Genomic DNA, 26,287 nt, shown 5'->3' on the forward strand with positions numbered 1-26,287 from the left:
ACACGGACGAGGGCCCCGCCGTTCGGCGGGGCCCTCGCTGTCCAGTGCGCCACCAGGGACTCGAACCCCGGACCTGCTGATTAAGAGTCAGCTGCTCTGACCAACTGAGCTAGCGGCGCGATGGGAATATTACCCGATCCGCTGGCGTGGTCGTGCCGGGGTCCGTGACGGCGATGCACGGGCGCAGGATTTCAGTGAACGAGTTCGGCGGATACGCCCTGTTGTTCCGGTACGGGCTCCTGCCCGGCGTCCTCGCGCTCCACCGCGGCGCGCAGCTGCGGGTCGTTGATGCCGCTCACCGGATAGAGGGTGCGGCCGAGGACGTGGGGCTCGGTGTAGACGGCGACGAGCTGGCGCACCTTCGCGGTGTCGGTGTCCAGGGCCGGGTCCGGCCGGCCGTCGTCGAAGTCCTCGTCCGGGTCCTCGGCTCCGGGATCGGAGGCGGAGAGCGAGGACCACATGTCCTCGGCGGCGCTGATGAGCTGGTCGAGGCCGTCCCGGACGCTGTGCCACTCACCGTCCCGCAGGCTCCGGTCGATGTGGGCGACGGTGTCGAGGATGCTGGCGTAGTCCTCCGCCAACTGGTCCTCCTGGGCGGTGGGTTCGAGGGTCTTGACAGCGAGCTCGGCGGTATACACGGCACCTCCACGCGGCGACGACGGTCGGAACCGGGGACGGCAGTGCACGACCCGGCCCGGGCATCGTCGCGCGGCGGGGCACCCGTCGGCGGGCGACCGCCGACGATGGCCGCGATATATCACCTGCCCGGGCGAGCGCTCGCGGCTCCGCCGCGGCCGGTGCGGGGCCGGAGCGTGTCCGGCGGATCCTCGCGCCCAGTGAGGGGCGCGGGGCGGCTACTCCCCCAGCTACCGCTGGGGGTGCCCCCAGCGGCCCCGCCGCGCGGGCGCGACCAGCCACCGCCGACCCGCAGTCGACACACCACCCCGGTGTCCGGGGCGAAGCCCCTGGGGAGTCGTCTGCGGGCGCATCGTGGCTGGTCGCGCAGTTCCCCGCGCCCCTCACGGGGCGCAGTGGTGCCGCGTGGCCGAAGACCGCCGGACACGCCCTACGCCGGTGGCCGCCTGGGCGTCGCGCCGGGCACCGGGAGGGAGCGGACGAGGCCGTCGACGGCCGCGTACGCGGCGTCGGCGGAGGTGCCGACGGGCTGCAGCGTCAGGACGGCCACGATGCTGCGGTCGCCGTCGCCCACGGTGCCGGTGGTGTGCAGCGCCGGGCGGACCAGGTCGATGCCCGTCACCGCCGCCCGCCTGCGGTCGTCCGGGGTGCTGCCCGGCGAAGTGAAGCCGGACCAGCCCTGTTTCACCGCCCACGGGCGTTCGAACGCCGCCGGGATGCCGAAGTGCTGGAAGAACCCGTCCGTCCCGTACGGCACGGACCGTCGCAGGTTTCCCATCACGAACTCGCGCACCGGGCCTGGTGCGGAGTCCAGCAGGTACCGGTAGACGCGTACGGTGTCGGCCGCAGTAATGGCCGAATATCCCCAGTAGCCGGGGAACTCCGGGGGCGGCCCCGAGGTGCTCCGCAGACCGAGCCGGGAGACCATGCGCGTCACGAGGGCCGACTCGCCGCGCTGCGCCCAGTAGTGACTGGCCGCGTCGTCGTCACTCGCGGTGAGCATCACCTCCAGCCGGGCCCGGTCCTGGGGCGGCAGCTCGTACGACGGGCCCCGGTCCCACAGCACGTCCAGTGCGATCAGCAGCTTCACCACCGATGCCGACCGGAAGGGGCGGTCCGCGCCGACCCGTTCGGTGAACGCCCCCGTCCGGCGGTCGAAGACGGCGACCCCGGCGGTCATCCCCGCCGGCATCACGACCGCTGCCGAGTGCGCGGACCGCGCCACCCCCGTGGTGACGGACACCACCAGGAAGGCCAGTACCAGGGCAGTGGCCATGATCGGCCGGACTGGTCCTCCTGCGTGCCGCGGCCCGCGACTCGTCACGGTGGATCCCCCGTTTCCCCCGCATCCCCCGTCTTCTCCGACCCAGGGTCCCGGAGAACGGGCCGGCCGGCCACGGCATTCGACCCGTATCTAATGCACGAGGTCAGCGGGTCGCGCCCGCGGACACCCCCTAGGCAGAGAAGAAGGCGTCGCTGCCCAGCAGCTCCGCGCCGAGCGGTGTGAGGGTGTGGTGCGCGGCGCCGCCCACGCGCCGGGTGACGACGAGGCCGGCCTCGCGCAGCACGGTGAGGTGGTGGCTCGCGGTCGCGGCGGCGATGTCGGCGGAGCGGGCGAGTTCGGTGGTGGTGCTGCCGTCGGCGATGGTCTCCAGCAGGGCCGCCCGGGTCCGTCCGACGAGCGCGGCGAGGCCGCCCTGGCCCGCGGGGTCCTGCAGCAGCCGCCCGGTGGCGTGCTCGACCGGGTAGACCACGACCGGCGGCAGGTCCTGGTTCCGCAGCATCGTGGGTTTGCGCCAGCAGAAGTACGAGGGCAGCAACAGCAGCCCGCGGCCGCCCAGATGCAGGTCGCCGTTCACGTGCGACCCGAGCATGGTCAGCACGGGCCGCTCCCAGTGCAGGCCGGGGTGCAGGGTGCGCAGGAGGTGGTCGAAGAAGACGTCGGACCCCGTGGCCGCCCGGGTGCGGGCGGCCAGGTCCGCACCGATGTCGCTGCGCAGCCGTGACCAGTAGGGGGCGAGGGCCACCCGGTGGTACGCACGGATCGCCTCGCCCAGTTCGCGCAGGGCCCGCGGGTCGCCCTCGGCGAGCAGTCGGGCGCCGGGCGGCATCCGCCGCTGGGAGACGGCGAGTTGGATCAGGTCCTCGCGCAGCCGGGCCCGGGGGGTGGACAGCACGGCCCCGATGCCGGCCTCAAGGCCTCCGGTGGCGGCCGCGGGGGTGAGGAAGTCGGGCGAGTAGCCGCGCGGCGGCGCCAGGGCCAGGAGTTGCCGCATGCTCCCGTCCAGCCGGGCCCGGGTGCGGCGGCGCCACTGGTCGAACACCAGCGGCCCGTCGTCGGTCTGCAGCATGTGCAGGCTGAGCAGGACCTCCCACAGCGGGTCGGGCGCCTGGGCGAGCCGCGTCTGCGGGAAGTCCTCGCTGCTGAAATGGATACGCAGTGCCACGGGCCCTCGCCTCCCACAGGCCCGGCGGGTGCACTCGGCCGGCCACCCGGTCGCCAGGTCCGGCTACATCGTGTTCGCAGCCTGCCCGGCGTTCAACGGATGTCCACCGGTTCCGGCCACTCCGTGCGGTTTCCCGGCGGCGCCGGGGCCCGGTGGCGCGCCAAGCCCGCAGGTGGGGCCGATGGCGTGGACCTCCCGCAGCGGAAACGGACCGGCGCCGTCCGGGTCCGGCCCGTCAACTCCGGCTGGACAGCGCGTCAATCCGTCGCGCACGGCGCCATGGGCGCCCGTACATGAAAATGACATTCACGTACCAATGGGTGCGCCGTCCGCCCCCGCGCCGCGCTGCGCCGGCACCCCCCGGTCGTTCTGGAGTTCCCACAGCTCCCTGAACAGCCCGGGGGCCGCCACGAGTTCGGCGTACGTCCCGTACTGGACGACCCGGCCGTGGTCGAGGACGACGATGCGGTCCGCGACGGCGACGTTCGCCAGCCGGTGCGTGACCAGGACGACGGCGCGGTCCCGGGCGGCTGCCCGCAGGCCCGCGAAGATGCGGTGTTCCGCGCGCGCGTCGAGGGCGCTGGTCGGCTCGTCCATCACGAGCAGCCCCGCCGGCCGGTAGAAGGCCCGCGCGATGGCGACGCGCTGCCACTGCCCGCCGGACAGCTGCACTCCCCCGAACCACTCCCGGGCCAGCAGGGTGTCGAGTCCGCTGCGCAGCCCGTCGACGACCTCGCCGGCGCCCGCGAGCTCCGCGGCGCGCAGGACGGCCTCGTCGCCCCCGGAGCCGTGCGGCTGTCCGAGGGTGATGTTCTCGCGGGCGGTCAGGGGCCAGTGGGCGAAGTGCTGGGGAACGACGGCCGAGCGGCGCCACAGCGCCTGCGGATCGAGGGCGGCGGTGTCCCGGCCGTCCCAGGTGACGCTGCCGTCGGTGGGCAGGTAGAGCCCGGCCAGCAGCCTGCTGAGAGTGGTCTTGCCGGAGCCGTTCTCCCCCACCAGGGCGAGGACTTCGCCGCGGCGCACCTCCAGGCAGACCTTCTCCAGGGCCGGGCGGTCCGACCCCGGATAGCAGTAGGTGAGCGCCTCGGCCCGGACCGTCTGCGGCGCCTCAGGCCCCGGGTCCGCCCCGCCGCGCTGCACCTGGTGGCCGCCGGCCTCGACGATGAAGTCCGCCCAGTCGTCCAGGTACAGCCCGGTGCGGAACAGGCGCGCGCCGTACCCGACCATGCCGCGCAGCGACGAGCCGACCGAGCGCAGCGCGAAGACCGCCGTGCCCGCGGAGGCGACCGACATGTGCCCCGTCGCCAGCAGCCCGGCCAGCGCCGTCCAGACCAGCCCGGAGGCCACCCCTCCGGCGAGCGCCCCGGCCAGCGCGTAGCGGGAGCTCTGCCGGACGGCCGCGTCGGTGGCGCGGTCGATGCGGTCGCCGATGGCCCGGTAACGGCCCAGCAGGAAGCCGGACATGGTGCCGGAGCGGAGCTGGTCCGCGAAGTCCTTCTCGGTGGCGTACCAGCGCAGGTGACTGAGGACGCGGCGGTCGGCGCTGAGGGCCTTCGAGGTCCGGTAGTGCACGCGGGCGCCGCGCACGGCGGCGACGCCCTGCGGGATCGCGGCCATGACGAGCAGCGGCAGGAGCACCGGATGCAGCAGGGTGATCACGCCCGCCGCGGCGATCAGCGAGGCGGTGCAGGCCATCAGGTCCTGGGACTCGGTGAGCAGGTCCTTGGCGACGTCCGCGCCCCGGTCGGCAGCCTCGCGCTTGTCGTTGAAGCCGGGGTGGTCGTAGGCCACGAGTTCGGCGCCGAGCGCGGCGTCGAGCATCTGCAGCTCGGCCTCCCGGGAGATCCGCGGGGCCAGCCTGCTGGACAGGTGGGAGACGGTGATGCCCAGCAGGGCGCGCACCCCGGCCGCCCCGGCGAGCACCACCAGGGACGGCAGCGCCTCCCGCAGCCGGTCCTGGACGTGTCCGGAGGCGATCAGCGCGGTGATGGTGCCGGTGGTGGCCAGCAGCCCGAAGGCCTCGAAGGCCCCGGAGAGGCCCTGGCAGCACAGCAGCGCGACCACGGCACGCCGGTCCACCTGCCAGGCCAGGCCGAGCGCCTTGCGGACGAGGCGGGGCAGGCGCCTGCTCATCGAGCGGGCGGTGAGGGGGTTCTTCTCGAAGACGGCGAGGGTGGGCGAGCGGAACCGTAATTCCTCCGCCGCCTCCGCCTTCCGGTCGGTCTCTGCAGTCAACTCGTTCCCCTTCTCTTGCAGTTGGCAGTACTGCACAGCTCGGGTGGGAGCGGTTGCACGATGCCGTAGCCCCCCGAGGGGATGCCCGGCGAACCGCGGCAATCCACCCGTTCGTGGGGCGCGGGCCGGGGCGGCTGCGCGGAGATCGACATGACACGTAGGAAATCTCCTACCTATAGTGGAGGCATGCCGACGACTGCAGAGACCCGCCACGACCGCGTCTTCGCGGCACTGGCCAGCCCGGTGCGGCGCGAGGTGCTGCGGATGCTGCGCGAGGAGGGGCCCCAGCCGGTCTCCTCGCTGGCCGGCCGCTTCGCCATGGCCCGCCCGAGCTTCTCGGAGCACCTGCGGGTGCTGCGCGAGGCGGGGCTGGTCAGCGAGCGGAGGGCGGGCCGGCAGCGGCTGTACCGGCTGGAGCCGGTTCCCCTGCACGAGGTGCAGGAGTGGCTCGGCCCGTTCGAGCGGTTCTGGCGCGAGAGGCTCGCCGGGCTGCGCGACGTGCTGGACCGGATGGAAGACACCGACGAGAGAGATGACATCTCATGACCGACGACGACCTCACCGCCGTCCGCACGGACCAGTTCCTGTCCCACCCGCCCGCGAAGGTCTGGCGCGCGCTGACCGAGCCGGAGCTGATCGCCCAGTGGCTGATGCCCGGCGACTTCCGGCTCGTGGTCGGCCACCGCTACACCATGCGGGCCGTGCCGATTCCCGCGACCGGCTTCTCCGGCACGGTCCAGGCCGAAGTGCTGGCGTTCGAGCCGGAGAAGATGCTGAGCATCCGCTGGCAGGACGCCGACCCGGCGCCCGGCGCCGACGTGGACTGGACCATCACCTGGACCCTCCACCCGGAAGGCACCGGCACCCGCCTGTTCCTCGCGCACGAGGGCTTCGACCCGGACAACCCCCTGCAGCAGCGCGCCCGTTCCCTCATGGGCGGCGGCTGGACGTCCCGCGTACTGCCCGGTCTGCAGGACCTGCTCGACCGCATGTGAACCGCCGCGCGCGGACGGGCCGTCAGCGCCGCAGGTGCCGGAGGAGCTCGTCGTCCGCCGGGTAGGGCCGCTCCTCGGGCAGCAGCGCGGCCGCCTGTTCCGTGCGGCCTTCGCGGACATGCACACGGATCTCGGCCGCGAGCGGTGTCACGTCACGGATGGCGACGGTCCATTCGTCGGCGTACCGGCGCGAGGCCTCCCCCGACAAACCCAGCTGCAACGAGCGGTGGGGCAGCGGCTGCAGGTGCAGATCACGCTCGGGGTCCCACTGCACCCGCGCCGGCGCGGCCGTCAACTGCCGCTTCCAGTCGTCCCGGTCGGCGTGCACACCGGGCGCGTAGTGCGAGAGGCAGGCGTGGCGCAGCGCCCACTCGAAGCCCTCGCGGGTGATCTCGACGGCCAGGACGGTCTGCTGCCCCTCCTTGGTGCCCCAGCCGCAGCGGTACATCATCCACAGGAACGAGGGTTTGATCCAGGTCATCCGGTCCCGCTTCCAGGCGGGAGGGAACCGGCCGTCGCGCGCGGCGGGCAGCCCGATCCCGGGGGCATAGGCCTGGTAGACGGTGACGGTGGACGCGCCGTACTGCGCCCTGATCCGGTGTTCGGGTTCTTTCACCGGGTCAGAGTGCAGGTGAACGGCCCGCGGGCGCCACTGGATTACGCTTCCGGCTTCCTGCCCATCAGCTCCGCGAAGGCCGTCGGGTCCGCGTCGAACCCCCGGACGCCGGCGCGGTGGACCCAGGCTCCCGCCCCGTCCCGGACGAACTCCGCGACCGTTGCCGCCGTCGCCCACGCGACGGCCGCGAAGCCGTCCGCGGTCAGCTCGTGGTACCCCTCGGTGATCCGGACCCCGGGCCGGGCGACGTCGCCGAACGTCAGGCGCCCGCCGCCCTGCTGGATGAGCACGCCCACCACCACGCGGCCGTAGGAATCCGACAGCCGGCCCAGCTCCAGGGTCATCACCTCGTCGGCGCCGAAGCCCCGGCCGGTGCGGCTGTCCCGGTTGAGGGTGATCGTGCCGTCGGGCGCCCTGCTGTCGAAGTGCACCAGGTACGCGGGGTCGCCGTACCGGTCGTCCGTGCGGTACGTCGCCGCGATGAGGTCCAGGTCGTGGTCCGGCGCCCCCACGGGCGCGGGATCCCAGCTGAGCTGCACCTCGACCTTCTCGATCCCCTTGTTCAGTCCGCTCACCGGGCTCCCCTCCCTGGCACGTGCCACCCTCTCCGTGCTGATGCACGTACCCCGCGCAGGGGATCGATATCCGCGGCGCGGCCCTGCGGTGAGCCCCCGCCCCCCGCGGGGATTTGGTCCGTATTGTCGCGGTTATGGCACTGCACAAGGGCGGACGCGGCGGCACGGCCCGCAAGCGCGGCTACGCGGTCAATCCCTTCTACGGCGAGGCCGACCCGGTCGCCGGCATGGCGGTGGAGCCGCCCCGGCTACGTCTGCCGGACGGGCCGATGGCTCCGCACGCGGCCTACCAGTTCGTCCGGGACGAGCTGATGCTCGACGGCAACGCCCGTCTCAACCTGGCGACGTTCGTCACCACCTGGATGGAACCGCAGGCGGCGGCGCTGATGGCCGAGTGCCGGGACAAGAACATGATCGACAAGGACGAGTACCCGCGCACCGCCGAACTCGAGCAGCGCTGCGTGACGATGCTCGCCGACCTGTGGCACGCCCCCGACCCGGCCTCCGCCGTCGGCTGCTCGACCACCGGGTCGAGCGAGGCGTGCATGCTGGCCGGGCTCGCCCTCAAACGCCGCTGGGCACTCGCCCACCCGGACCGCTACCCGCACGCCGGGGCCCGGCCCAATCTGGTGATGGGCGCCAACGTGCAGGTCTGCTGGGAGAAGTTCTGCAACTTCTGGGAGGTCGAGGCGCGCCAGGTGCCGATGGAGGGCGACCGCTTCCACCTCGACCCGCAGGCCGCCGCCGCGCTGTGCGACGAGAACACCGTCGGCGTCGTCGCCGTGCTGGGCTCGACGTTCGACGGGTCGTACGAGCCGGTGGCCGAGGTGTGCGCCGCGCTCGACGCGTTGCAGGAGCGTACGGGCCTGGACGTGCCGGTCCATGTGGACGGCGCGTCCGGCGCGATGATCGCGCCGTTCCTCGACGAGGACCTCGTGTGGGACTTCCGCCTGCCGCGGGTGGCATCCATCAACACCTCGGGCCACAAGTACGGGCTGGTCTACCCGGGGGTCGGCTGGGCGCTGTGGCGGACCCAGGAGGCGCTGCCCGAGGAGCTGGTCTTCCGCGTCAACTACCTCGGCGGCGACATGCCGACCTTCGCCCTGAACTTCTCACGCCCCGGCGCCCAGGTGGCCGCGCAGTACTACACCTTCCTGCGGCTGGGCCGCGAGGGCTTCCGCGCCGTGCAGCAGAACGCGCGGGACGTGGCCTGCACCCTGTCCGAAGGGGTCGGCGCGCTGGGCGACTTCCGGCTGCTGACCCGGGGCGACGAACTGCCGGTCTTCGCCTTCACCACGGCCGACGGGGTCGACAGCTACGACGTGTTCGACGTGTCGCGCCGGCTGCGGGAGCGGGGCTGGCTGGTGCCGGCCTACACCTTCCCCCCGAACCGCGAGGATCTGTCGGTGCTGCGCGTCGTCTGCCGCAACGGCTTCTCGCTCGACCTCGCCGAGCACTTCCTGGAGGACCTGCGCTCCCTGCTGCCGGAACTGCGTCGCCAGCACGGGCCGTTGGGACGGCCCGAGAGCGTGGCGACGGCGTTCCATCACTGAAGGCGCGGTGCGTTCACACCGGTTCGGGTTGCGGTTCCAGCTTCCGCACCGGTGCGGCCTTCGGTTCCCACTGGTTGGTGGTCCGTATGTAGCCGTAGATCACCGAGACCATCGCCAGGAGGACGAGCGGCCCGAACACCCATGGATGTGCGGCCATCTGCACCGGCAGATAACGGTAGGCCACCAGGAGCGCGGCGAAGACCGTGGCGCCGTAGGCGGCCAGCCGGAGTCCCGACCGGTCCCAGCCGCGTTCCTCCGCGCGCAGGGCCGCCTCGATCGTGAGCGTGAACACCACGCCGGCGACGATGTCCGTGCCGTAGTGGTAGCCGAAGCCCAGCGTGGCGCCGAGCGTGGCGATCAGCCAGAACGCGCCGAAGAACCGCAGAAGGCGGGGGCCCTTGCGGGAGTGGATGAAGATCGCGGTGGCCCACGCCGTGTGCAGGCTGGGCATGCAGTTGCGCGGGGTGATCTCGTCGAAGGGCATGTGGTGCGGCAGATTGGCCGGCAGCGTGTCCGGCCACATGTCGCCGACCGCCCAGTGCCCGCCGTCGCCGACGGTGTAGGCGAAGGTCGGTCCGACGACCGGGAAGATCATGTAGATGGCCGGCCCGAGCAGGCCGATCACCAGGAAGGTGCGCACCAGGTGGTGGCGCGGGAAGCGGCGCTCGGCCGCCACGTTGCGCAGCTGGTACAGCGCGACGACGACCGCGGCCACCGCGAGCTGGATGTAGACGTAGTCGAGGATGTGGGAGCCGATCGGACCGCTCGCCCTGACCAGCCGACCCACCACCCACGACGGGTTGCCCAGCGCGTGATCGGCGGTTGCCAGGTACTGGTCGAGCACCATCGGGCGGGTTTTCGACGTGATGAGCAGCCAGGTGTCGCCGGTCTTACGGCCGGCCACCAGCAGCAGCCCCAGCGCGACGCCCTTCAGCAGCAGGATGCGTTCCCGGCCGGTGCGGCGCGTGACGGCGATGACCGCGTAGCCCAGAACCACCCACAACGCGCCGTTGCCGAACATCATCTTGGCGCCGACCGCCCAGCGCACGAGGAAGAAGGCGATGTCGATGCCGACCGCGATGCCGAAGGCGATGAACCGTTCGCGCCAGGTGAGCACCACCATCATCAGCCCCATGCTGCCGTACAGCAGCGGCCCGGACTTGGGGGCGAGTATCACCTCCTTCGCCTGGTTGGTCATCGGCCCCGGAAGGCCGTAGTGACGCGCGGCGATCTCCAGCGCGATGAGGAATCCGAGGGTTATTGCACCCGCCGCGGCCCACAATATCGTCCGTGGTCGACGCAATACGGCGAAAGCATTTCTGGAGTTTATTCGCGAAGAAATTCGCGATGACATGGGTATCAATTGTCCGGCCGATTTAATGGGTGTTGGTCAAATGGGCTGCTCGTCGTGGCGGATGGCATGTCTTCCGGTGCAGGGCGGGCGATGAGGGTGATCACCGCAAGGTCGAACATGCTATCGGAGCAGTCGGGGGGCGCGTTCGGCCGGTACCGGGGACGGTCCGAGGAGAAATGGCGGAGGGGGCGGGTGCTCAAGAACGTGGCCACGGCACCCACCCCCGGGACGTGTCTAGGGCGTGTCCGATGGGTCAGTGCGGGCCCCGCGGCGTCCGGTGCTGGGGGCACCTCCTGGGGGCACCCCCAGCGGTAGCTGGGGGAGGTAGCTGGGGGAACATCGCAAGGCGGAGCATCACCCGTGTACCGGGCGTACTCGGGTGATGCGACAACGCGGCGAGGTGCCGTGCTGGGCGTCGCGGGGCCCGTGCTGACCCATCGGACACGCCCTAGCCCATGCCCTCCGGCGGGCGGTTGTCGGGGGCGCCGTCGCCCGGCGGCAGGTCGCCCCGCTCCGTCGGGCCCTGGTGGTCCCGCAGCGGCGGCAGGGTCTCGTCCAGCTCCCGGTCGTCGGCGAGGTGCGCGGAGCGGACCGCGGCGCGCAGGGTGGCCCGGTCCGCCTCCTTCAGGGAGGAATTGATGCGCAGGACGCGGCCGTCGAGGTTCAGGGCGTACTCATGGGCGTCGGACGTCGTGCGGTACCAGGCCGCGCCGTCCCGCTCGCACGTCGTCGTGCCGTCGCCGAAGCCGTTGATCCCGCCCTGGGGACAGTTCGCGTCGGTCACCGTTCCGTACTCGACCCGCAGCTGGACGACCGAGCCGTGCAGGTCGGCGTACGCCTCCTGGAAGCCTCCGTTGCCGTCGTCGCTTACCGACATGACGGCCGGCACGAAACCGGGCATCGACGTCACGTAGACCGAGTCGGTCGTGGTCCTGATGGCCTCCGCGCGGGCTTCGAGACCGGCCCGGTCGGCGGCGGCCGCCTGGCCGGTGCCGCAGGCGAGGAGGGCGAGGGGCAGCAGCGCGGCCGCCGGGGCGAGGGTGAGACGTAAAGGTCGTTTCATGCGGACATGCTGCCGGTTTTCCCATGGGTAACACCACATGCGTCCCTTACGCCCGATCGGAGCACATCCGTTTGCAGGGCCCCGGGCCCTCGCGCGTAATGGGCCCGACATGGCCAGGCACGGATGGGACCGGCGGCACTTCCTCGGCGCGAGCGCCGCGGCGGGGGCGGGCGCGCTCCTCGCCGGGTGCACGGCGGGCTCCGGCCCCGGCCCGGAGGAGGGGACGGCGGGCGACGGGCGGCTGTCGGTCCCGGCGGAGAACGGGCGCCCCGGCGACCGCGACTGGGACCTGCGGCAACGGGGCGCGGACCGCGCGGTCGAGGGGTACGCGGACCGCGTCAGCGTGCTGCCGGGAGAGGCGTTCTCGCTGTGCGTCTCCACCACGGCCAAGGGCTTCCGCGCCGAGGCCTTCCGGATGGGCTGGTACGGGGGTGCGCAGGCGCGCAGGGTCTGGGCGTCGGAGCGCATACCCGGCACCGCGCAGCCCCCGGCCCGGCCGGCCGGCGAGACGCGGACCGTCGCCGCCTCCTGGCAGCCGTCGCTCCGGGTCTCCACCCACGGCTGGCCCGAAGGCGCGTACCTGATCCGGCTCACCGCCGACTCCGGCGACCAGCGCCACGTCCCCCTCACCGTCCGGTCGGCGAGCGCCGCGGGCAGGCTGGTCCTGGTCAACGCGGTCGCCACCTGGCAGGCGTACAACACCTGGGGCGGGTACAGCCTCTACTACGGCCCCGGCGGCAAGGACGACTCCGGCTCGCGCTCGCTCGCGGTCAGCTGCGACCGGCCGTACGACCGGGACGGCGCGCCGCTGTTCACCACGTACGAGCAGCCCGCCATCGCGCTCGCGGAACGGCTCGGACTGCCGCTGGCGTACACGACCTCGATGGACCTCGACCGCGACCCGCAGCTGCTGCACGGCGCGCACGCCGTCGTCTCGCTGGGCCACGACGAGTACTGGACCCCGGCGATGCGGGCGCACGTCACGGCCGCCCGGGACGCCGGCACCAACGTCGCCTTTCTCGGGGCGAACGCCTGCTTCCGCCGCATCCGCCTGGAGCAGCGCCTGGTCGTCTGCTACAAGACGGACTGGCAGCGGGATCCGCTGTACGGCAAGGACGACGCGGCCGTGACGACGGACTGGCGCGAGCCGCCGCACGCGGATCCGGAGAACTCGCTGACCGGCACGCTGTACGAGTCGAACCCGACGAACGCGGACTACGTGGTGGCCGAGCCCGGCCACTGGCTCCTGGAGGGCACCGGGGCGGTGCGGGGCACCGCCTTCCCGAACCTGGTGGGCACGGAGTACGACCGGGTCGACGCCGGCCCGGCCACCCCGCGCCCGATCGAGATCCTGGCCCACTCGCGGCTGGTGTGCCGCGGGGTGCGGTCGTTCGCGGACACGGCGTACTACACGGCGGGCAGCGGGGCGGGGGTGTTCAACAGCGGCACCATGCGGTGGGTGGAGTCGCTCACGGGGGACGGCGGGCACGGGATACCGCCGGGGGCGGCGCGGTTCACGGGCCGGGTGACGGCGAATCTCCTGCGGGCGTTCGCGAACGGGCCGGCCGGGCGCGAGCACCCGGCCGCGGACAACCTGGAGGCGTACGACCCGTACGCCGGGGACCCGATATGGGCCGGGCGGAACCTGTGGTGAGGACGCGGCGCCCTCATCCTGCCGGTACGGCCGGGCTGTTGGCCATCCTGCGCAGGGCCTCGGCCGACGGTGACCCCTCGGCTGCGGTGTAGACGACCATCCAGGCGTCGGCAACGTCCGTCGGCTCGAACGCCTCCCAGGACAGCTGCAGCGTGGTGCCGAGCTCGGTGCAGGCCAGCCTGGAGGGTTCGTGGGCGTTGTTGAAGGCGAACTGCGCCGTCCACAGCCGCCGGAAGTCGGCGCTCTCCGCCAGCAACCCGCCCACATGCGCCGCGAGTTCGGTGTCACGCGGCCGCCGCAGCGTCTCCGTGCGCAGGTACGCCACGATCTCGCGCGCCGTGCGCTCCCAGTCGAGGAACAGCGAACGGGCGCGGGGATGCGTGAACATCAGCCGGCCGAGGGAGCGGTCGCACGGCGGGATCCGGGGGAAGTCGAAGAAGACGCGTGTGGCCAGCCGGTTCCACGCCAGGATGGCGCCGTCGCGGCCGACGAGGTAGGCGGGGGAATCACGCAGGGAGTCGAGGATGCGCTGCCGGCCGTCCCGCATGCTCCGCTCCCCCACCCGGGGCGGCGTGTCGTCCGTCACCGGGCGCCTTGCCAGGGCACGCAGGTAGCGCCGTTCGCCGGGGGTGAGCCGCAGCGCAGCGGCGACCGCGTCGAGAACCGCGTCCGAGACGAGGGAGGTACGGCCCCGTTCCAGGCGGATGTACTGGTCGACGCTGACCGAGGCCAGTGCGGCCACCTCTTCGCGGCGCAGGCCCGCGACCCGGCGCGGGCCGTGGACGTGCAGCCCCAGGTCGCCGGGGCTCAGCCGTGAGCGGTGGAAGACGAGGAAGTCGCGCAGCGCGGTCTTGCGGTCCATCCGGGCATTTTCCTCCGCCGGTGACGGCACAGGGGGCAGAGGCTGCCCTGTCACGCCACCGGCCCCGGCCCGATCCTGGATCACGTCCCGACATCCCCGTCACTCCCCAGGAGGCACCATGGAAGCCGGTCAGCCGAGTCGTACCGCCCTGCGCGCAGCGCACAGCCGGGCCCGGCACCAGGGCGATCCCCGGCGGATCCTCACCGACCCGCTGGCACCGAGGATCCTGCGGCTCGATGCCGACGATCTGCCGCCGCTGCCCGAGGATCCGACGGACAAGTTCGGCATCCGTTTTCTCGCCGCGCGCAGCCGCTTCGCCGAGGACGCGCTCGCCGCCGCCGTGGCAAGCGGCACCCGGCAGTTGGTGGTCCTCGGTGCCGGCCTGGACACGTTCGCGTACCGCAACCCCCGTGCCGGGCTGCGGGTTTTCGAGGTCGACCACCCGGCCACCCAGGCATGGAAACGGCAGCAGCTGGCAGCGGCCGGGATCGCCATCCCGCCGTCCGTGACCTTCGCCCCCGTCGACTTCGAACACGACACCCTGGCCGGGGCGTTGGCCGCGGCCGGGCTGGACCGCGCGCGGCCGGCCTTCTTCCTCTGGCTCGGGGTCACGCCCTACCTCACGCGGGACGCCGTCCTCGCCACGCTGCGCTTCATGGCCGGACACCACGCGCCGGTACAGGCGGTGTTCGACTACTGCGGCGAAGCGCCGCCGACGCTGTCCCCGCAACTCCGCGCCGTGCGCGAGGCCGCGGCGGAGATGGTCGCGGAGCTGGGCGAGCCCTGGCTCACCTGCTTCGCCCCGGAGGACATCGCCGGCGAACTGCAGGCGATGGAGCTGGGCCGCGTCGAGGACCTCACCGGGCGGGAACTCATCGCCCGGTACGTCGACGAGCCCGTGCCCGACGCCGACGCGGTCAGCGCCCGGGTGCTCCACTGCTCCGGGTCAGGCGCCGTCCGCCGGTTCGGCGATCAGTGCGGTGGCGATGCGGCGGAAACCGGCCCGGGCGTGGACCCGGGCCACGGCGTCGTCGCCTGGTGAGAGGAAGACGGTCTCCACGCCGAGCCGCCGCCGGGCGTCCGCCCGGCAGGGTGCCGATGCCGGCGACCTCGCCGTGCCGTCGCGCAGCGCGGCGCGGCGACCGGCACCGACGTACCGGCCTCCAGGCGTGCGGCGAGGCGTGCCACCGAGCCGTCCTCGGTCAAGTCCCGCGCTTTCCCGGCCAGTCGGGCGGGGCCCACCGTGCCGATGCGGGTGCCCTGTTCGCCGAAGGCGAGGTGTGCGGCGACCCATTCGAAGCTCTCGGGCACACCCGGTTCGCGCTGCCGCGCGCGGACGCGGGCCACGTCCTCACGGCCGACCGTGCCGGACCGGCCGAGGGCCGGGCACCGGTGCGGGGGACGGCGTCGCAGTACGCCTCCAGCTGGGCGAGCCGGTCGGAGAGCACGGGGGCGTCCTAAGCGGATCGCGCCCCGTAGGGGCGCGGGGAACTGCGCGCTCAGCCACGACGCACCTGCAGTCGACGATCCCGGGGCTTCGCCCCGAACCCCCTGGGGTGGTGCGTCGACTGCGGGCCGGTGGGGGCTTGTCGCGCAGTTCCCCGCGCCCCTACGGGGCACCTGCCGGTCGCGCCCACGCGGCGGAGCCGCATGATGTAGGCGCCCCGCGCCTCTTACGGGGTGTACCCCGCCTGCGACAGCGCCGACACCATCACCGAGCCGATCACGATCGTGCTGTGCGTCAGCTCGTCCAACTGCCGCCGCTGCTCGGCAGGAAGGTGCCAGTCCTCCCACCACACCGTCTCCTGGTGCGAGCAGGCCCCCGGCCGTTCCGTCGCCCACGCCTGGGACAGCTGCTGCGCCAGCGGAACGACCCGGCGCGCGTGGTCCGCATAGGCCTGCAGCAGCACCGTCATGTGACTGCCCGGCAGATAGTCTCTCCACAGCGCCAGCAGCTCGTCGGCGACGCGGGCGGCGTCTTCCAGCCACAGGACGTGCTGGGTCACCCAGCCCTGCGGGTTGCGGCAGGCGGGCATTCCGGGCAGCAGGCGCTGCTCCAGCTGCTCGCGGCGGGCGAAGAACTCACTGGCCAGGGCCAGTTCCTCGGGGATCGGGGTCCAGGTGCGCTGGTGCAGGGCGACGGCGGCGGCTTCGACGGCGTGGGTCGTCATTCCGCCACCCTACGCGACCTGCAGGAACTCCGGACCGGGCGGCCCCGCCCCCTACCACCCGGGCACATGTGCCGGAGGAAAATGCCAAAACCCTCACGTCCGAGTGCTCTTATCGGTTACCTTCCGTCGCACGGGGCACGCCACTGGTAATCGGGAGAGGATCGTGTGACCGGTATCGACGGGTGCTTAGCCGAGGCCATGACCATCCCGGGGGCCCGGGGCGCGAGCCTGGTGGACTGGAGCAGCGGGCTGGCCCTCGGGGCGGCGGGCGACGGACCGGGCCGCGACCACGAGACCGCGGCGGCGGAGACCGCCGAGCTGGCCCGGCTGGCCTTCGAGAGCGGGGCGTTCACCGCCGCGGCCGGCCCACGGCGGGGGTCCGGATCGGGGCCCGTCGAGGACGTGATCGTCACCGCGCAGGGCAGCTACCACCTGATCCGCTTCGTCGAGACCTCCTTCGACAGCAGCGTCTTCCTCTACCTGTGGCTGGACCGCACCGAGGCCAATCTGGCGGTGGCCCTGTTCCGGCTCAAGAGCATCACCGCCCGGCTGGTGCCGGCATGACCGCCGCCGTGCTCACCCGGCTCGCCGCGACCGGTGCCACCGGGGCGCTGCACGGCCGGGTGGGGGCCCTCTACTTCGCCGACGGCGCCGTGGTGCACGCCGAGAGTCCGGCCGTGCCGGACGTGGGGTGGCGGCTCACCGCGGGAGGACGGTTGTCGGCGCGGGAGTGGGAGGAGGCGATCGAGGAGGGCGGGCCGGACCACCGGGCCGGGTGCCTCCTCGTCGAGCAGGGCCGGCTGAGCCGGGGCGAGCTGGAACTGTGCCATCTCAGCGCGCTGTTCGACGCCGCCTATTTCGTCCTGTCCCCGCTCGACCGCTCCCAGCAGGCGCCGGACCGGTTCCTGAAGGAGGCGCGGCACTGGTTCGGGCCGGTGCGGCCCGTGCCCGTGTCCGTCCTGCAGCGCGAAATGAACCGGCGGCGCGCGCTGCTCGAACTCGCCTGGCCGCGGCCCGAGGTGGACGTGGCCCCGGTCGTCCCTGCCCCCGGCGCGGGGGCCGGCGGGGCCGGCTGCGACGAGCCGGCGTGCGGGCGGCGGGCCGTCCTGGCGGCGGCCGACGGCGTCCGCACCCCGCTGCAGATCGCCCGGGCCCTCGGGCGCTCGGCCTTCGCCACACTGCTCGACGTCCGGCGGCTGGCGGCGGCCGGGCTGGTCCGCACCCCGGAGGCGGCGGGCCCGGTGCCGGGCGGTCCCGTGCCCCGGGCCGTGGGCCCGGACGTTCCCGAGATCTCCCTGCTGTACCGGATCCGCGACGCTCTGGAGGCCCTGTGACCCGGTCCGTGACCCCCGTCGCACCGATCTCATGATGAGGCGTGCCCTGAGGCAGTTCGCCGGAAGGAGGCAGTCGATGACCGCCGCACCCGAGGTGCTCTCCGAGCTCCAGGGACTACGGGTCCGGGTACCGCACCTGACCGGTGCGCTGGTGGCCAGCACGGACGGGCTGGTGATCGCGCACGTGGTCAGCGACCTGGAGCCGGACGGCCTCGCGGCGCTGACCGCCGCGGCGCTGGGCGTGGGCGCCCGGCTGACGGAGGCCGTGAGCCACGGCGGCTTCCGGGAACTGCTCGTCTCGGGCGAGCGCGGCTACGTGGCCACCTACGCGGCCGGGCCCTCGTGCGTGCTGACGCTGCTGGCGTCGGCCGAGGCCAACGTGGGCCGGCTGAATCTGGAGGCCCGCAGGGCGGGCCCGCGGATCGCCGGCCTGGTCGACGGCGCGCTGGAGCGTCAGCGCCAGGCGTGAGCGGACGACCCGGCTTTCCTTCGGTTTCTCTCCATTCTCCGGCGACACCGCCGGAGAAACACCCGACCCGGAAAGGGAATTGACCGTGCTGAACACCGAAACGGCCCTCAAGGACGCGATGAGCTCGATCGAGGGAGCCCTCGGCGTGGCCCTCGTCGACTACGGAAGCGGAATGGCGCTGGGCACCCTGGGCGGCTCGCAGTCGCTCGATCTGAACGTCGCCGCCGCAGGGAACACGGACGTGGTGCGGGCCAAGCTGCGGACCATGGAGATGCTGGGCATCCAGGACTCCATCGAGGACATCCTGATCACCCTCGGCAGCCAGTACCACCTGCTCAGGCTGCTGACCGGGCGCGGCGGCAACGGGCTGTTCCTCTATCTGGTGCTCGACGCCAAACGCGCCAATCTGGCGATGGCCCGGCACCAGCTCAAGCGGATCGAGGGCGAACTGGAGGTCTGAGTGCCGCGGCACTAGGCTGGAATGGACCTCGGGAGGCGATGTGTCATGACATTCGTCCAGGTAATCGACTGCAGAACCAGCAAATACTCCGAGATGAACCGCCTCTTGGACGCCTGGGTCGAGCAGACCGAGGGGAAGCGCACGGCCACCCACTCCCTCGTCGGCCGGGACCACACGGAACCGGACCATTACGTGGAGATCATCGAATTCCCCTCCTACGAAAAGGCCATGAGCAATTCCAATCTCCCGGAGACCAACCGGATCTTCGAGGAGATGGTGTCGCTCTGCGACGGCATGCCGACGTTCACGGATCTCGACGTCGTCCGGGAGGACCGGCTCAACAAGGCGACCGCGCGCCGGTTCTTCGACGAGGTCGCCTCGGACGGGCGCCTCTCCCTGGTCGACGAGCTGTTCCTCACGGACTACCGGCACCACGACGTCGGCAAGGAGGCCGCCAGCGTCATCGGCACGGAGCCGCTGAAGAGCGACATCGCCGACTGGCGGCAGGCCTTCGACTTCCGGTTCACGCTGGACAGCGAGCTGGCCGAGGCCGACCGGGTCTGCATCCGCTGGACCTGGCGGGCCACCCACCGGGGCACGTTCATGGATGTCCCGCCGACCGGCCGCCAGGTGGAGATGACCGGTGTCACCGAGTTCCGCTTCCGGGACGGCCGGATCGAGGAGGCCTGGTGGACCTACGACCGGCTGGGCCTGCTGCGGCAGTTGGGGGTCAGCGTCTGACGGCGCGCAGGACGACGAACTTGGGGTCGCCGGCGACGAGTTCGCAGTTGCCGAAGATGCGCTTGAGCGTCACGTGGTAGCCGAGGTGGCGGTTGCCGACGACCCAGAGTTCGCCGCCGGGGCGCAGCGCCCTGCGGGAGTCGGCGAACATGCGCCGGGCCGTGGTGTCGGTGGTGGCCTGGTGCGAGTGGAACGGCGGGTTGTTGAGGACCAGATCCGCGGAGCCCGCCGGAACGTCCGCGAGGCCGTCGCCCACCCGGAACTCCGCCGTGGCGGCGGCCCCGGCGTTCGCGCGGAAGGTGGCCTCCGCGGAGGCCACCGCCTGGAAGGACTCGTCGACGAACGTCACCGTGGAGGCGGGGTTGGCCAGCGCCGCCGCCGTGCCGACCACGCCGTTGCCGCAGCCGAGGTCGATCACGCGGTCCGGGCCCTGGCGGTGCGGCAGGTGGCCCAGGAAGAACCGGGTGCCGATGTCGAGACGTTCGGCGCAGAAGACGCCCGCGTGGTTGGTGACGGTCATCCCGGAGGCCGCCCCGATGCCGGCGGGCAGGGTGTAGGTGTGCGGCCAGGGGTTGGTGCCGGGGGTGCGCGCGGGGTCCGGGGTGCAGAAGATCAGGCGCGCCTTCTTCACGGCCAGGGAGGTCCGGGTGGGGCCGAGGATGCGCTCGAAGAGCCGGAGCGTCGAGGTGTGGATCTCCTTGACCATGCCGGTGCCCACGACGACGGTGCCCTCGTGGACGGCGGGGGCGAGGCGGTGCAGCTGGTCCTCCAGGAGCGCGAGGCTCTTGGGGACGCGCACGAGCAGCACGTCGATCCGGTCCGGCGGGGTGTCCTGCGTCGTCAGCAGCCGCGCCGTGTCCGGGGCGACGCCGTTGCGGGCCAGGTTGGCGCGGGTGGCCTGCTGCCCGAGGTACGAGTCGGTGATCTGCACGGGGCGGTGCGCGGCGAGCGCGGTCACCAGGGCGCCCCAGCGATCGCCCACGACGGCCACGGTGCCCGACAGGTCCACCGGGTCCCCGTCGATTCCCTTCAGGTGCCGCAGCAGGTACTCGTCGGCGGCGTCCCAGGCGCGGAGCGTGTCGCGGGGGTCTTCGGGGAAGCGGGCGAGGTCGAGTTCGCCCCAGGGCGTCGTGAAGCAGTTCATTGTGCCCTCAGGCTAACCGAGTGCGCTCCGCCGCCGGACGGCCGCACTCCGCGTCCGCCGCCGCGCCGTCAGGACTCCTCGGGACTCCTCGGGGCTTCTCAGGACTTCTTGAGGGCCGCGGCCGCCGTGGACCAGTTGGTGCGGAGCCGGTCGAGATACGTCTGCGCGTCCGCGCCGGGCTTCGCCCCGCGGGCGAAGGCGGCCATGTTGCCCCCGCCGGCGTTGTAGCCGAGGGCGAGCAGCTCGTCCTTGGTGTAGGAGCCGGACCAGTGGTCGGGCAGCTGCCCTGCGAGGTCGTGCAGGAACCACGCGGCGGCCTCGACGGCCAGGTTCGTGTCGTCGGGCAGTTCCTGCCAGTCGCGGTGCGCGAAGTCCCGTCCCTGCTTGGTCTCGTCGAAGGCGGCCTTGTGCATGTTGGCGATCCCGAACGCGGCGTCCGGCTTGATCTTCTGCCAGGCGCGCTGGAAGTCGGGGTCGTGGGGTTTGTAGGACTCGTTGTAGAGGACGGCCATCAGCAGCTGCGGGTGGATCCCCGCCTGCGCCGCGTACTTGGCGACGGGCGCGGCGTAGTGGGACGGATCCTCGTTGGCCCGCGGCTTGCCGGGGTCGGCGCTCGGCGACGGGGTGCCCGCGCCGGCGGCCGGGGACGACGCAGGTGCTGGATCATGGCCGGAACATGACGTCAGGGCACACACGACCGCTGCCGCCATGGCCCATCGGGCACCGTGCTTCGTCCTCACCTGGCCTCCTCGACTGCCGATTATGCCGGACGGGCCGGCGCGGGATCAGCCCGTCCGTCGGGAGGTCCGGGCGGCGATCCAGCCCGCCCCCTTGGCGGCGAGGACCCGGCGGCGGCGCCAGCGCGAGCGGGACGGCACCATGACGGTCCGGTCCGACGGCTGGCTCAGGGCCAGCTCCGTCAGGCGCCGCCCGGCCTGGGCGAGCTCGGTGAGGAGACGGTCGCGGTGCCCGCCCTGGCCCGCGGACCGCAGCGCGGTGTAGAGGCCCTCGATCTCGGCCACGGCCGCGCCGATCCGGATGTTCCTGCTGCCTGTTGACGGTGTGCTGCCCCGCGGCACCTGCGGCACCTTCCTTCGCCCGTATTCGCCCGACATGGGTCGCTCCGGATGCCGCGCACCTCTCCGCCGTCGACCGGGGAACTCATCGAGCCAGGCGCATCGACTTGCGCCCCGCAGCAATGATTGCACCTTTGCGCAATCCAGCAATAATGTTTCGATGCTTTCGCGCCGCGGGCAGGACCGTCACCGGCGCGGGGCCGGACGGGGCGTCAGCCCGCCACGGCCACCACCGCCTCGGGGTGGGCGAGTTCGTGCTCAGTGGCCCGGGTCCAGCCCCGCCGGTCGTACAGCCGCGAGACCACATAGCCCACGACGAGCGCACCGAGCCCGTAGGCCCCCAGCACCGCGCAGGCCTGTGTGAGGCCCGATCCGCGGCCGTCGAAGAAGACCAACGAGCGGATGCCGTCGGTCACATGACGGGCCGGCAGCACCCCACCCACCGCGTCAGCGAACCGCGGCTGGGCCTCCAGCGGGATCGTGCCGCCGGACATGGGGATGCCGAACAGGGTGACGAGCAGCAGCGCGAGGACCTGTCCCGGTGTGCCGAAGACCGCGAACAGCGCGAGCGTCAGCAGGGTGACCGCCGCACACGCGGCGCCGCAGAACAGCCACAGCTGCACGGGCCGGTCGGGCTCGACGCCGACGCCCCACACCGCGACGGCGTCCACCGCGCTGCCGGCCACGAAGCCCATGACGACGCCGGTGCCCGCCTTGGCGAGGAAGGTGGTGGAGCGGGCGATGCCGATCACGGGGTTCATCACGCGGCGCGGGCCGACCTCCAGCGGGGCGTAGCCGAGGCCCGCGTCGACGGCGGTGGTGAGCAGGATCGCGGGCAGCAGGCCGGAGATGAGCAGGGCGATGGTGATGTAGACGGAGATGGAGCCGCCCGCCGTGGCGCCGGAGATGTGCCGGGCGGGCTCGGCGAGGACCCGTACCGGGTCCTGGAGCAGGACCAGGCGGTCGGCGCCGGGTGCGGCCGGGCCGGAGCGGGCGCGCTCCGCGAGGGTCGTGCCAAGTCCGGCGGATGCGGCGGCGGCCGCCTGGCGGGCCGCCTTCTCGCCCATCGAGGAGGCGAGGCCGCCGGAACCCTCGTTGGTGAGGACGGTCATGGCCGGGCGCTGGGGCCGGCCGCCGGGGGCGACGAGCGAGAGCGCGGCGCGGCTGAAGTCCTGGGGCACGACGAGCGCGGCGTAGGCGTCGCCCGAGGTGAGGATCCTCTGCGCCTCCTCGCGGGAGCGCACGGTGCGCCACGCGACGCGCCCGTCCTGGTGGCCGGCCGCCTGGATGCGTGCGGTGACGTCCTGGCCGAGCCGGACGTCGGTGCCGCCGGGGAGCCGGGCGCCCTGGTCCTGGTCGACGAGGACCAGGGGCAGGTCGTGCAGCCGGCCCTGGGGGTCGGAGGCGGGGCCGAGGTAGGCGATGGTGCTGAGGGCGGCCAGCAGGCCGCCGATGACGACGACAACCCAGGTACGGGGTTGTTTCCAGAGAGTGCTTGCCCGCACTGCGGGGCCGCCTTTCGGTCGGTGGAGGACGTCGGTGGAGGACGGGGGCGGGTCAGCTTCGGGCCGGGCGGTCGAACGCCGCGGGCACCGCCTCCGACAGGTGACGGTGCCCGCGTTCCAGCAGTCGGGCGAACGTCACGGGGTCGCTGATCGACAGCGTGTGGTGCCCGTTCACGTGGCAGAGCCGGACATAGGTGCCCGACTCCCGCACGACGTGCAGGAACGTCTTCTCCTGGGCGCGGAACAGCCGGTCGCTGCGGCTGTTGACGAGCAGGAGGGGGACGCGGACGCGGGCCGCGACCGCGAGGAAGTCACGGCGGGTGAGGTCCCCGACGACCTCGGGGAAGGCGCGGACGGCCAGGCCGCCCGACATGACGGCCGCGTAGCTGTCGGGCGGCAGCCGCCGGTGCAGTGCCCGGTCGGAGAGGCGCGCGGTGCGCTCCGGGCCCAGCTTCTCGAAGGCCCGGGCCGCGGTGCGGTACACCCGGCCCGTGAAGCGCTCCGGCCGGGCGGTGGCGCCGTGCACGAGCAGCGCGGCGGTGCGGTCGGGGTGTGCCGCGCCGTAGGCGAGGGCGACGTATCCGCCCAGGGAGGTGCCGGCGACCAGGGGGCGCCGCCCGGTGGCCGTGGAGGCCTCCGTCACGGCGGCGTCCACGCGGGCCACCGCGTCCTCCAGGGTGAACTGCTCGCCCTGCAGGGCCCCGTGGGCCGGGAGGTCGGGTGCGGTGATGCGGAACCGCGGGGTGAGCCGGGCGGCGTGCGGGTCCCACATCCGGGCGGAGAGCCGGATGCCGTGGACGAGCACCAGCGGCGGGGCGTCGTCCGGTCCTGCCGTCCAGATCCCGGGGAGGCCCGGGGCCTGGCTCAACCCGTTCGTCATCGTGTCTCCGTCTCCCGAGTGCCGGCCGTTCCACAACAAGGCAACGCAACGGTGCGTTGCGATCGTAGAGAGCGCCGGGCTAGATTCGCAACAGAACGTTGCGTTGCTTTTCGCTTCCGCGCGGGAAGCCGGGAGGATGCAGCAGAGACCCACCGGAGCGAGAACGGAGCGCACAGCCATGACCAGGAACCCGGCACCGGCCGGCGGCGGCCCCCGCCGCAAGGCCGAGATCTTCACGGCCACCCTCGGGCTCCTGGCCGCACGCGGCTACGACGCGCTGACGATCGAGGGCGTGGCCCAGAGCTCCGGGGTGAACAAGACCACCATCTACCGCTGGTGGCCCTCGAAGTCCGAACTGCTGCGGGACGCCCTGCTGCACGCGCCCGCCATGCAGTTCGAGGACGCGGACACCGGGAGCCTGCGCGGCGACCTGGAGGCGATCGCCGGTCAGGTGCAGGGGCTGCTGAGCGACGAACGCAGGCGGGCCGTGGTGGAGTCGGCTCTGGTGGGGGCGGTCCGCCATCAGGCCATGCGGGAGCTGGTGGTCTCGTTCCTCGACGACCGCTTCGGCCGCCACCGGCCGGTCTTCGAGCGCGCCGTGCAGCGCGGCGAGCTGTCACCGGACTTCGATCCGGCGCCGCTCGTGGACGCCATGGCCGGGGCGCTGTGGATGCGGGTGCTGGTGCGGCGCGAGCCGGTGGCCGCGTCCTTCACCGACCACCTCATCGGACTGCTGACGGACGGGGTCGGGCAGGCGGCGCAGCGCTCCGCCCGGCCTGGTCGCTGACCGTGCGCAGGTGCCGGAGCACCTCGCGGTAGGAGCGGGCGGCGGACACCTCGTAGTAGTCCAGGCCGCGTTCGGCGCAGTAGGCCCTGACGATCGGGCGGCTCGCGCGCAGCGCGGGACGCGGCAGGCCAGGGAAGAGGTGGTGCTCGATCTGGTAGTTGAGCCCGCCGTAGCAGAAGTCGTGCAGGCGGGTGCTGCGGATGTTGCGCGAGGTGAGCACCTGCCGGCTCAGCCAGTCCGGCTCGTCCGCACCGTCGCGCACGGGCATCCCCTTGTGGTTGGGCGCGAAGACGCAGCCCAGGTAGACCCCGAACAGCCCTTGGTGGACGGCGACGAAGAGCACGGCGCGCAGCGGGCCGAGGACGGCGAGGACCGCTGCGGCATAGAGCACGGCGTGCACGGCCAGCAGGACGGTCTCGGTGCGCGGCCGGCGGACGGTCCCGCGCCGGATGGCGAGGACGGATCCGATCCGCAGGCCCAGCCCCTCCAGGTTCAACAGCGGGAAGAACAGGGCCGCCTGATGGCGGATCACCCATGCGCGCAGGCGGGATGCGCCCTCGGCCTGGCGCGGGGAGAAGGCGACCACCCGGCGCAGGATGTCCGGGTCGAGGTCGAGGTGGTTGGGGTGACTGTGGTGGCGGGTGTGGTGGTTCATCCACCAGCCGTAGCTGAAGCCCAGGAAGAGATTCCCGTGCACCAGGCCGAGCACGTCCATCGCCCGGCGGCTGCGGGTGACCTGGCCGTGGCCGACGTCGTGGCCGAGCAGCCCGGTCTGCCCGTAGGCGAAGGCCAGCAGCACCGCCGTGCCGAGCTGCCACCAGGAGTCGCCGAGCCGGGCGAACAGGGCCCAGGAGCCGCCGAGCAGTGCGGAGTTGGTGACGAACTTCGCGGCGTACCAGCCGTGCCGGGGCCGCATCAGCCCGGCCTCGCGCACGGCGGCCTGGAGCGGGGCGAAGGACTCCGCACCGGGAGTGGAAACCATGGGCTGCTGCCCCTCTCGTGACGTGTGTCAGCGCTCCGCAGCGTCCTTGATCCGCCGCAGAGTGGTGCGCATGCCGGTCCGGTTGGCGTCGGCCCGGCGGCCGGCCGGGGTGCCGGTGAAGACCAGACCCAGGAGTTCGGTGAACCGGGCGCCGGGGCCGGTGCGCAGGTCCTGCCAGTACTCGGTGACCTTCGTTCCCCCGCCCCCGGCGCCCTCGGCGCCCGCGTCCGCCACGGGCTCGAAGCGGTAGCCCCAGCGGGCCACCGGCAGCCCGAAGGTGCTCACGTCGAAGGCGAACTCCCGCGCGTGCTCGGCACGGACGACGCGGCACCAGGTGAACCAGACGAACGGGCCCTTCCTGTTGAAGCCCACGAATCCCCGGCCGGTGCGAACGGGCGGGCGCGGCACCCAGACCGCGCGGCATTCCGGGCTCCATCTCCCCATCGCCCGCACATCGGCGACGGCCGAATAGAGCCGCTCCCGCGGGGCGTTCACCAGGATACTTTCCTCCACCGTCCACCGACGTGCCATCGATAACCTCCGGTTCCTTGACGGCCGGTCATGTTCCGTTCGGCGCCCGCAGAAAATATCCGGCGGTAACCGGAATCCGCAACAGCCTTTTCCTGTCGCCCCGTTCACGCGATCTTCACTTGACGGGCTCCCGGCCCGACCGTAGGTTTGGAACGAGTCGGATCGTTCCGAGTGGCCGCCCCCAGGGTGGCCGCTCCGGGGCGGTCGGCCCGCTGCC

Annotated in this window: 29 protein-coding genes and 1 tRNA gene; 12 read left to right on the forward strand and 18 right to left on the reverse strand. The window is 72.8% G+C overall.

Features of this window, described 5'->3' with window-relative positions; translation table 11 throughout:
- Positions 1 to 45: 45 nt before the first annotated feature.
- The 5 genes from ACMATS_RS03995 to ACMATS_RS04015 all read right to left on the reverse strand — a co-directional run bounded on the left by ACMATS_RS03995 (position 46) and on the right by ACMATS_RS04015 (position 5,318).
- Positions 46 to 119, reverse strand: a tRNA-Lys gene (locus tag ACMATS_RS03995).
- A 72-nt stretch (positions 120 to 191) separates the two neighbouring features.
- On the reverse strand, positions 192 to 638 hold the full coding sequence (locus ACMATS_RS04000; protein WP_390778823.1) for a hypothetical protein: 447 nt from the start codon (positions 636 to 638) through the stop codon (positions 192 to 194).
- A 428-nt stretch (positions 639 to 1,066) separates the two neighbouring features.
- On the reverse strand, positions 1,067 to 1,912 hold the full coding sequence (locus ACMATS_RS04005) for a hypothetical protein (protein WP_414166898.1): 846 nt from the start codon (positions 1,910 to 1,912) through the stop codon (positions 1,067 to 1,069).
- A gap of 178 nt (positions 1,913 to 2,090) precedes the next feature.
- Positions 2,091 to 3,083: an ArsR/SmtB family transcription factor gene (locus tag ACMATS_RS04010; protein WP_414166899.1), complete on the reverse strand. Its 993-nt coding sequence runs from the start codon at positions 3,081 to 3,083 to the stop codon at positions 2,091 to 2,093.
- Between the two features lie 306 nt (positions 3,084 to 3,389).
- Positions 3,390 to 5,318, reverse strand: a complete 1,929-nt coding sequence (locus ACMATS_RS04015) for an ABC transporter ATP-binding protein (RefSeq protein WP_414166900.1) — start codon at positions 5,316 to 5,318, stop codon at positions 3,390 to 3,392.
- Between the two features lie 186 nt (positions 5,319 to 5,504).
- Between ACMATS_RS04015 and ACMATS_RS04020 the strand changes: the two genes are divergently transcribed.
- Both ACMATS_RS04020 and ACMATS_RS04025 read left to right on the forward strand, forming a co-directional pair.
- Positions 5,505 to 5,864 carry an ArsR/SmtB family transcription factor gene (locus tag ACMATS_RS04020; RefSeq protein WP_171079630.1) on the forward strand — a complete coding sequence of 120 codons (360 nt, stop codon included), beginning with the start codon at positions 5,505 to 5,507 and terminating at the stop codon, positions 5,862 to 5,864.
- Entirely contained in the window at positions 5,861 to 6,313 is a 453-nt protein-coding gene (locus tag ACMATS_RS04025; protein ID WP_227725776.1) for an SRPBCC family protein, read from the forward strand. The genes ACMATS_RS04020 and ACMATS_RS04025 overlap by 4 nt, the downstream gene beginning before the upstream one ends.
- Before the next feature lie 22 nt (positions 6,314 to 6,335).
- Here the strand turns inward: ACMATS_RS04025 and ACMATS_RS04030 are convergent, their stop codons facing one another.
- Together ACMATS_RS04030 and ACMATS_RS04035 are read right to left on the reverse strand one after the other, a co-directional pair.
- Positions 6,336 to 6,929 carry a DUF4291 domain-containing protein gene (locus ACMATS_RS04030; protein WP_414166901.1) on the reverse strand — a complete coding sequence of 198 codons (594 nt, stop codon included), beginning with the start codon at positions 6,927 to 6,929 and terminating at the stop codon, positions 6,336 to 6,338.
- A gap of 41 nt (positions 6,930 to 6,970) precedes the next feature.
- Positions 6,971 to 7,504: a TerD family protein gene (locus tag ACMATS_RS04035; RefSeq protein WP_414166902.1), complete on the reverse strand. Its 534-nt coding sequence runs from the start codon at positions 7,502 to 7,504 to the stop codon at positions 6,971 to 6,973.
- A 134-nt stretch (positions 7,505 to 7,638) separates the two neighbouring features.
- On the opposite strand from ACMATS_RS04035, the gene ACMATS_RS04040 reads away from it, so the two are divergent.
- On the forward strand, positions 7,639 to 9,057 hold the full coding sequence (locus ACMATS_RS04040) for a glutamate decarboxylase (RefSeq protein WP_391149561.1): 1,419 nt from the start codon (positions 7,639 to 7,641) through the stop codon (positions 9,055 to 9,057).
- 13 nt (positions 9,058 to 9,070) lie between these two features.
- Here the strand turns inward: ACMATS_RS04040 and ACMATS_RS04045 are convergent, their stop codons facing one another.
- Together ACMATS_RS04045 and ACMATS_RS04050 are read right to left on the reverse strand one after the other, a co-directional pair.
- A complete protein-coding gene (locus ACMATS_RS04045) occupies positions 9,071 to 10,411 on the reverse strand; it encodes a phosphatase PAP2 family protein (protein ID WP_414166903.1) in 1,341 nt (446 codons plus the stop codon).
- Positions 10,412 to 10,859: 448 nt separating this feature from the next.
- Positions 10,860 to 11,474: a hypothetical protein gene (locus tag ACMATS_RS04050; protein WP_414166904.1), complete on the reverse strand. Its 615-nt coding sequence runs from the start codon at positions 11,472 to 11,474 to the stop codon at positions 10,860 to 10,862.
- Between the two features lie 109 nt (positions 11,475 to 11,583).
- Here ACMATS_RS04050 and ACMATS_RS04055 point away from each other — a divergent pair, with 109 nt between their 5' ends.
- Positions 11,584 to 13,128 (forward strand): N,N-dimethylformamidase beta subunit family domain-containing protein, encoded by a 1,545-nt coding sequence (locus ACMATS_RS04055; RefSeq protein WP_414166905.1) that lies wholly within the window; start codon positions 11,584 to 11,586, stop codon positions 13,126 to 13,128.
- A 13-nt stretch (positions 13,129 to 13,141) separates the two neighbouring features.
- On the opposite strand, the gene ACMATS_RS04060 is transcribed toward ACMATS_RS04055, so the two are convergent.
- Positions 13,142 to 13,990 carry a helix-turn-helix domain-containing protein gene (locus ACMATS_RS04060; protein ID WP_414166906.1) on the reverse strand — a complete coding sequence of 283 codons (849 nt, stop codon included), beginning with the start codon at positions 13,988 to 13,990 and terminating at the stop codon, positions 13,142 to 13,144.
- Positions 13,991 to 14,108: 118 nt separating this feature from the next.
- On the opposite strand from ACMATS_RS04060, the gene ACMATS_RS04065 reads away from it, so the two are divergent.
- Complete coding sequence (locus ACMATS_RS04065; RefSeq protein WP_414166907.1) at positions 14,109 to 15,032, forward strand: class I SAM-dependent methyltransferase; 924 nt, start codon at positions 14,109 to 14,111, stop codon at positions 15,030 to 15,032.
- A 56-nt stretch (positions 15,033 to 15,088) separates the two neighbouring features.
- Positions 15,089 to 15,451, forward strand: a complete 363-nt coding sequence (locus tag ACMATS_RS04070; protein ID WP_414166908.1) for a hypothetical protein — start codon at positions 15,089 to 15,091, stop codon at positions 15,449 to 15,451.
- A 212-nt stretch (positions 15,452 to 15,663) separates the two neighbouring features.
- Here the strand turns inward: ACMATS_RS04070 and ACMATS_RS04075 are convergent, their stop codons facing one another.
- Positions 15,664 to 16,161, reverse strand: a complete 498-nt coding sequence (locus tag ACMATS_RS04075) for a hypothetical protein (RefSeq protein ID WP_414166909.1) — start codon at positions 16,159 to 16,161, stop codon at positions 15,664 to 15,666.
- A 165-nt stretch (positions 16,162 to 16,326) separates the two neighbouring features.
- Between ACMATS_RS04075 and ACMATS_RS04080 the strand changes: the two genes are divergently transcribed.
- The 5 genes from ACMATS_RS04080 (at position 16,327) to ACMATS_RS04100 (ending at position 19,165) form a co-directional block, all read left to right on the forward strand.
- Positions 16,327 to 16,725 carry a hypothetical protein gene (locus tag ACMATS_RS04080; RefSeq protein WP_414166910.1) on the forward strand — a complete coding sequence of 133 codons (399 nt, stop codon included), beginning with the start codon at positions 16,327 to 16,329 and terminating at the stop codon, positions 16,723 to 16,725.
- Positions 16,722 to 17,495 (forward strand): transcriptional regulator, encoded by a 774-nt coding sequence (locus tag ACMATS_RS04085; RefSeq protein ID WP_414166911.1) that lies wholly within the window; start codon positions 16,722 to 16,724, stop codon positions 17,493 to 17,495. Before ACMATS_RS04080 ends, ACMATS_RS04085 begins: the two co-directional genes overlap by 4 nt.
- A gap of 34 nt (positions 17,496 to 17,529) precedes the next feature.
- Complete coding sequence (locus tag ACMATS_RS04090; protein WP_336412333.1) at positions 17,530 to 17,964, forward strand: roadblock/LC7 domain-containing protein; 435 nt, start codon at positions 17,530 to 17,532, stop codon at positions 17,962 to 17,964.
- An 85-nt stretch (positions 17,965 to 18,049) separates the two neighbouring features.
- Positions 18,050 to 18,424 (forward strand): hypothetical protein, encoded by a 375-nt coding sequence (locus ACMATS_RS04095; protein WP_390778805.1) that lies wholly within the window; start codon positions 18,050 to 18,052, stop codon positions 18,422 to 18,424.
- A 45-nt stretch (positions 18,425 to 18,469) separates the two neighbouring features.
- Positions 18,470 to 19,165: an ester cyclase gene (locus ACMATS_RS04100; protein WP_390778804.1), complete on the forward strand. Its 696-nt coding sequence runs from the start codon at positions 18,470 to 18,472 to the stop codon at positions 19,163 to 19,165.
- Here ACMATS_RS04100 and ACMATS_RS04105 read toward each other — a convergent pair.
- The 5 genes from ACMATS_RS04105 to ACMATS_RS04125 all read right to left on the reverse strand — a co-directional run bounded on the left by ACMATS_RS04105 (position 19,155) and on the right by ACMATS_RS04125 (position 23,770).
- Positions 19,155 to 20,309: a methyltransferase gene (locus ACMATS_RS04105; RefSeq protein ID WP_414166912.1), complete on the reverse strand. Its 1,155-nt coding sequence runs from the start codon at positions 20,307 to 20,309 to the stop codon at positions 19,155 to 19,157. The genes ACMATS_RS04100 and ACMATS_RS04105 overlap by 11 nt on opposite strands.
- Positions 20,310 to 20,407: 98 nt before the next feature.
- A complete protein-coding gene (locus tag ACMATS_RS04110) occupies positions 20,408 to 21,019 on the reverse strand; it encodes a transglycosylase SLT domain-containing protein (protein WP_414170652.1) in 612 nt (203 codons plus the stop codon).
- A 75-nt stretch (positions 21,020 to 21,094) separates the two neighbouring features.
- Positions 21,095 to 21,424, reverse strand: a complete 330-nt coding sequence (locus ACMATS_RS04115; RefSeq protein ID WP_390778802.1) for a hypothetical protein — start codon at positions 21,422 to 21,424, stop codon at positions 21,095 to 21,097.
- A gap of 173 nt (positions 21,425 to 21,597) precedes the next feature.
- Positions 21,598 to 22,890 carry a YhgE/Pip domain-containing protein gene (locus ACMATS_RS04120; protein ID WP_414166913.1) on the reverse strand — a complete coding sequence of 431 codons (1,293 nt, stop codon included), beginning with the start codon at positions 22,888 to 22,890 and terminating at the stop codon, positions 21,598 to 21,600.
- A 52-nt stretch (positions 22,891 to 22,942) separates the two neighbouring features.
- A complete protein-coding gene (locus ACMATS_RS04125; RefSeq protein ID WP_390778800.1) occupies positions 22,943 to 23,770 on the reverse strand; it encodes an alpha/beta fold hydrolase in 828 nt (275 codons plus the stop codon).
- 178 nt (positions 23,771 to 23,948) lie between these two features.
- On the opposite strand from ACMATS_RS04125, the gene ACMATS_RS04130 reads away from it, so the two are divergent.
- Positions 23,949 to 24,557 carry a TetR/AcrR family transcriptional regulator gene (locus tag ACMATS_RS04130; RefSeq protein ID WP_414166914.1) on the forward strand — a complete coding sequence of 203 codons (609 nt, stop codon included), beginning with the start codon at positions 23,949 to 23,951 and terminating at the stop codon, positions 24,555 to 24,557.
- Here ACMATS_RS04130 and ACMATS_RS04135 read toward each other — a convergent pair.
- Positions 24,493 to 25,539, reverse strand: a complete 1,047-nt coding sequence (locus tag ACMATS_RS04135; RefSeq protein ID WP_414166915.1) for a fatty acid desaturase family protein — start codon at positions 25,537 to 25,539, stop codon at positions 24,493 to 24,495. The genes ACMATS_RS04130 and ACMATS_RS04135 overlap by 65 nt on opposite strands.
- 27 nt (positions 25,540 to 25,566) lie before the next feature.
- Positions 25,567 to 26,070 carry an SRPBCC family protein gene (locus ACMATS_RS04140; protein WP_390778797.1) on the reverse strand — a complete coding sequence of 168 codons (504 nt, stop codon included), beginning with the start codon at positions 26,068 to 26,070 and terminating at the stop codon, positions 25,567 to 25,569.
- Positions 26,071 to 26,287: the final 217 nt, after the last annotated feature.

Source organism: Streptoverticillium reticulum, from assembly GCF_047456005.1.
GTDB classification, from domain to species: domain Bacteria; phylum Actinomycetota; class Actinomycetes; order Streptomycetales; family Streptomycetaceae; genus Streptomyces; species Streptomyces reticulum.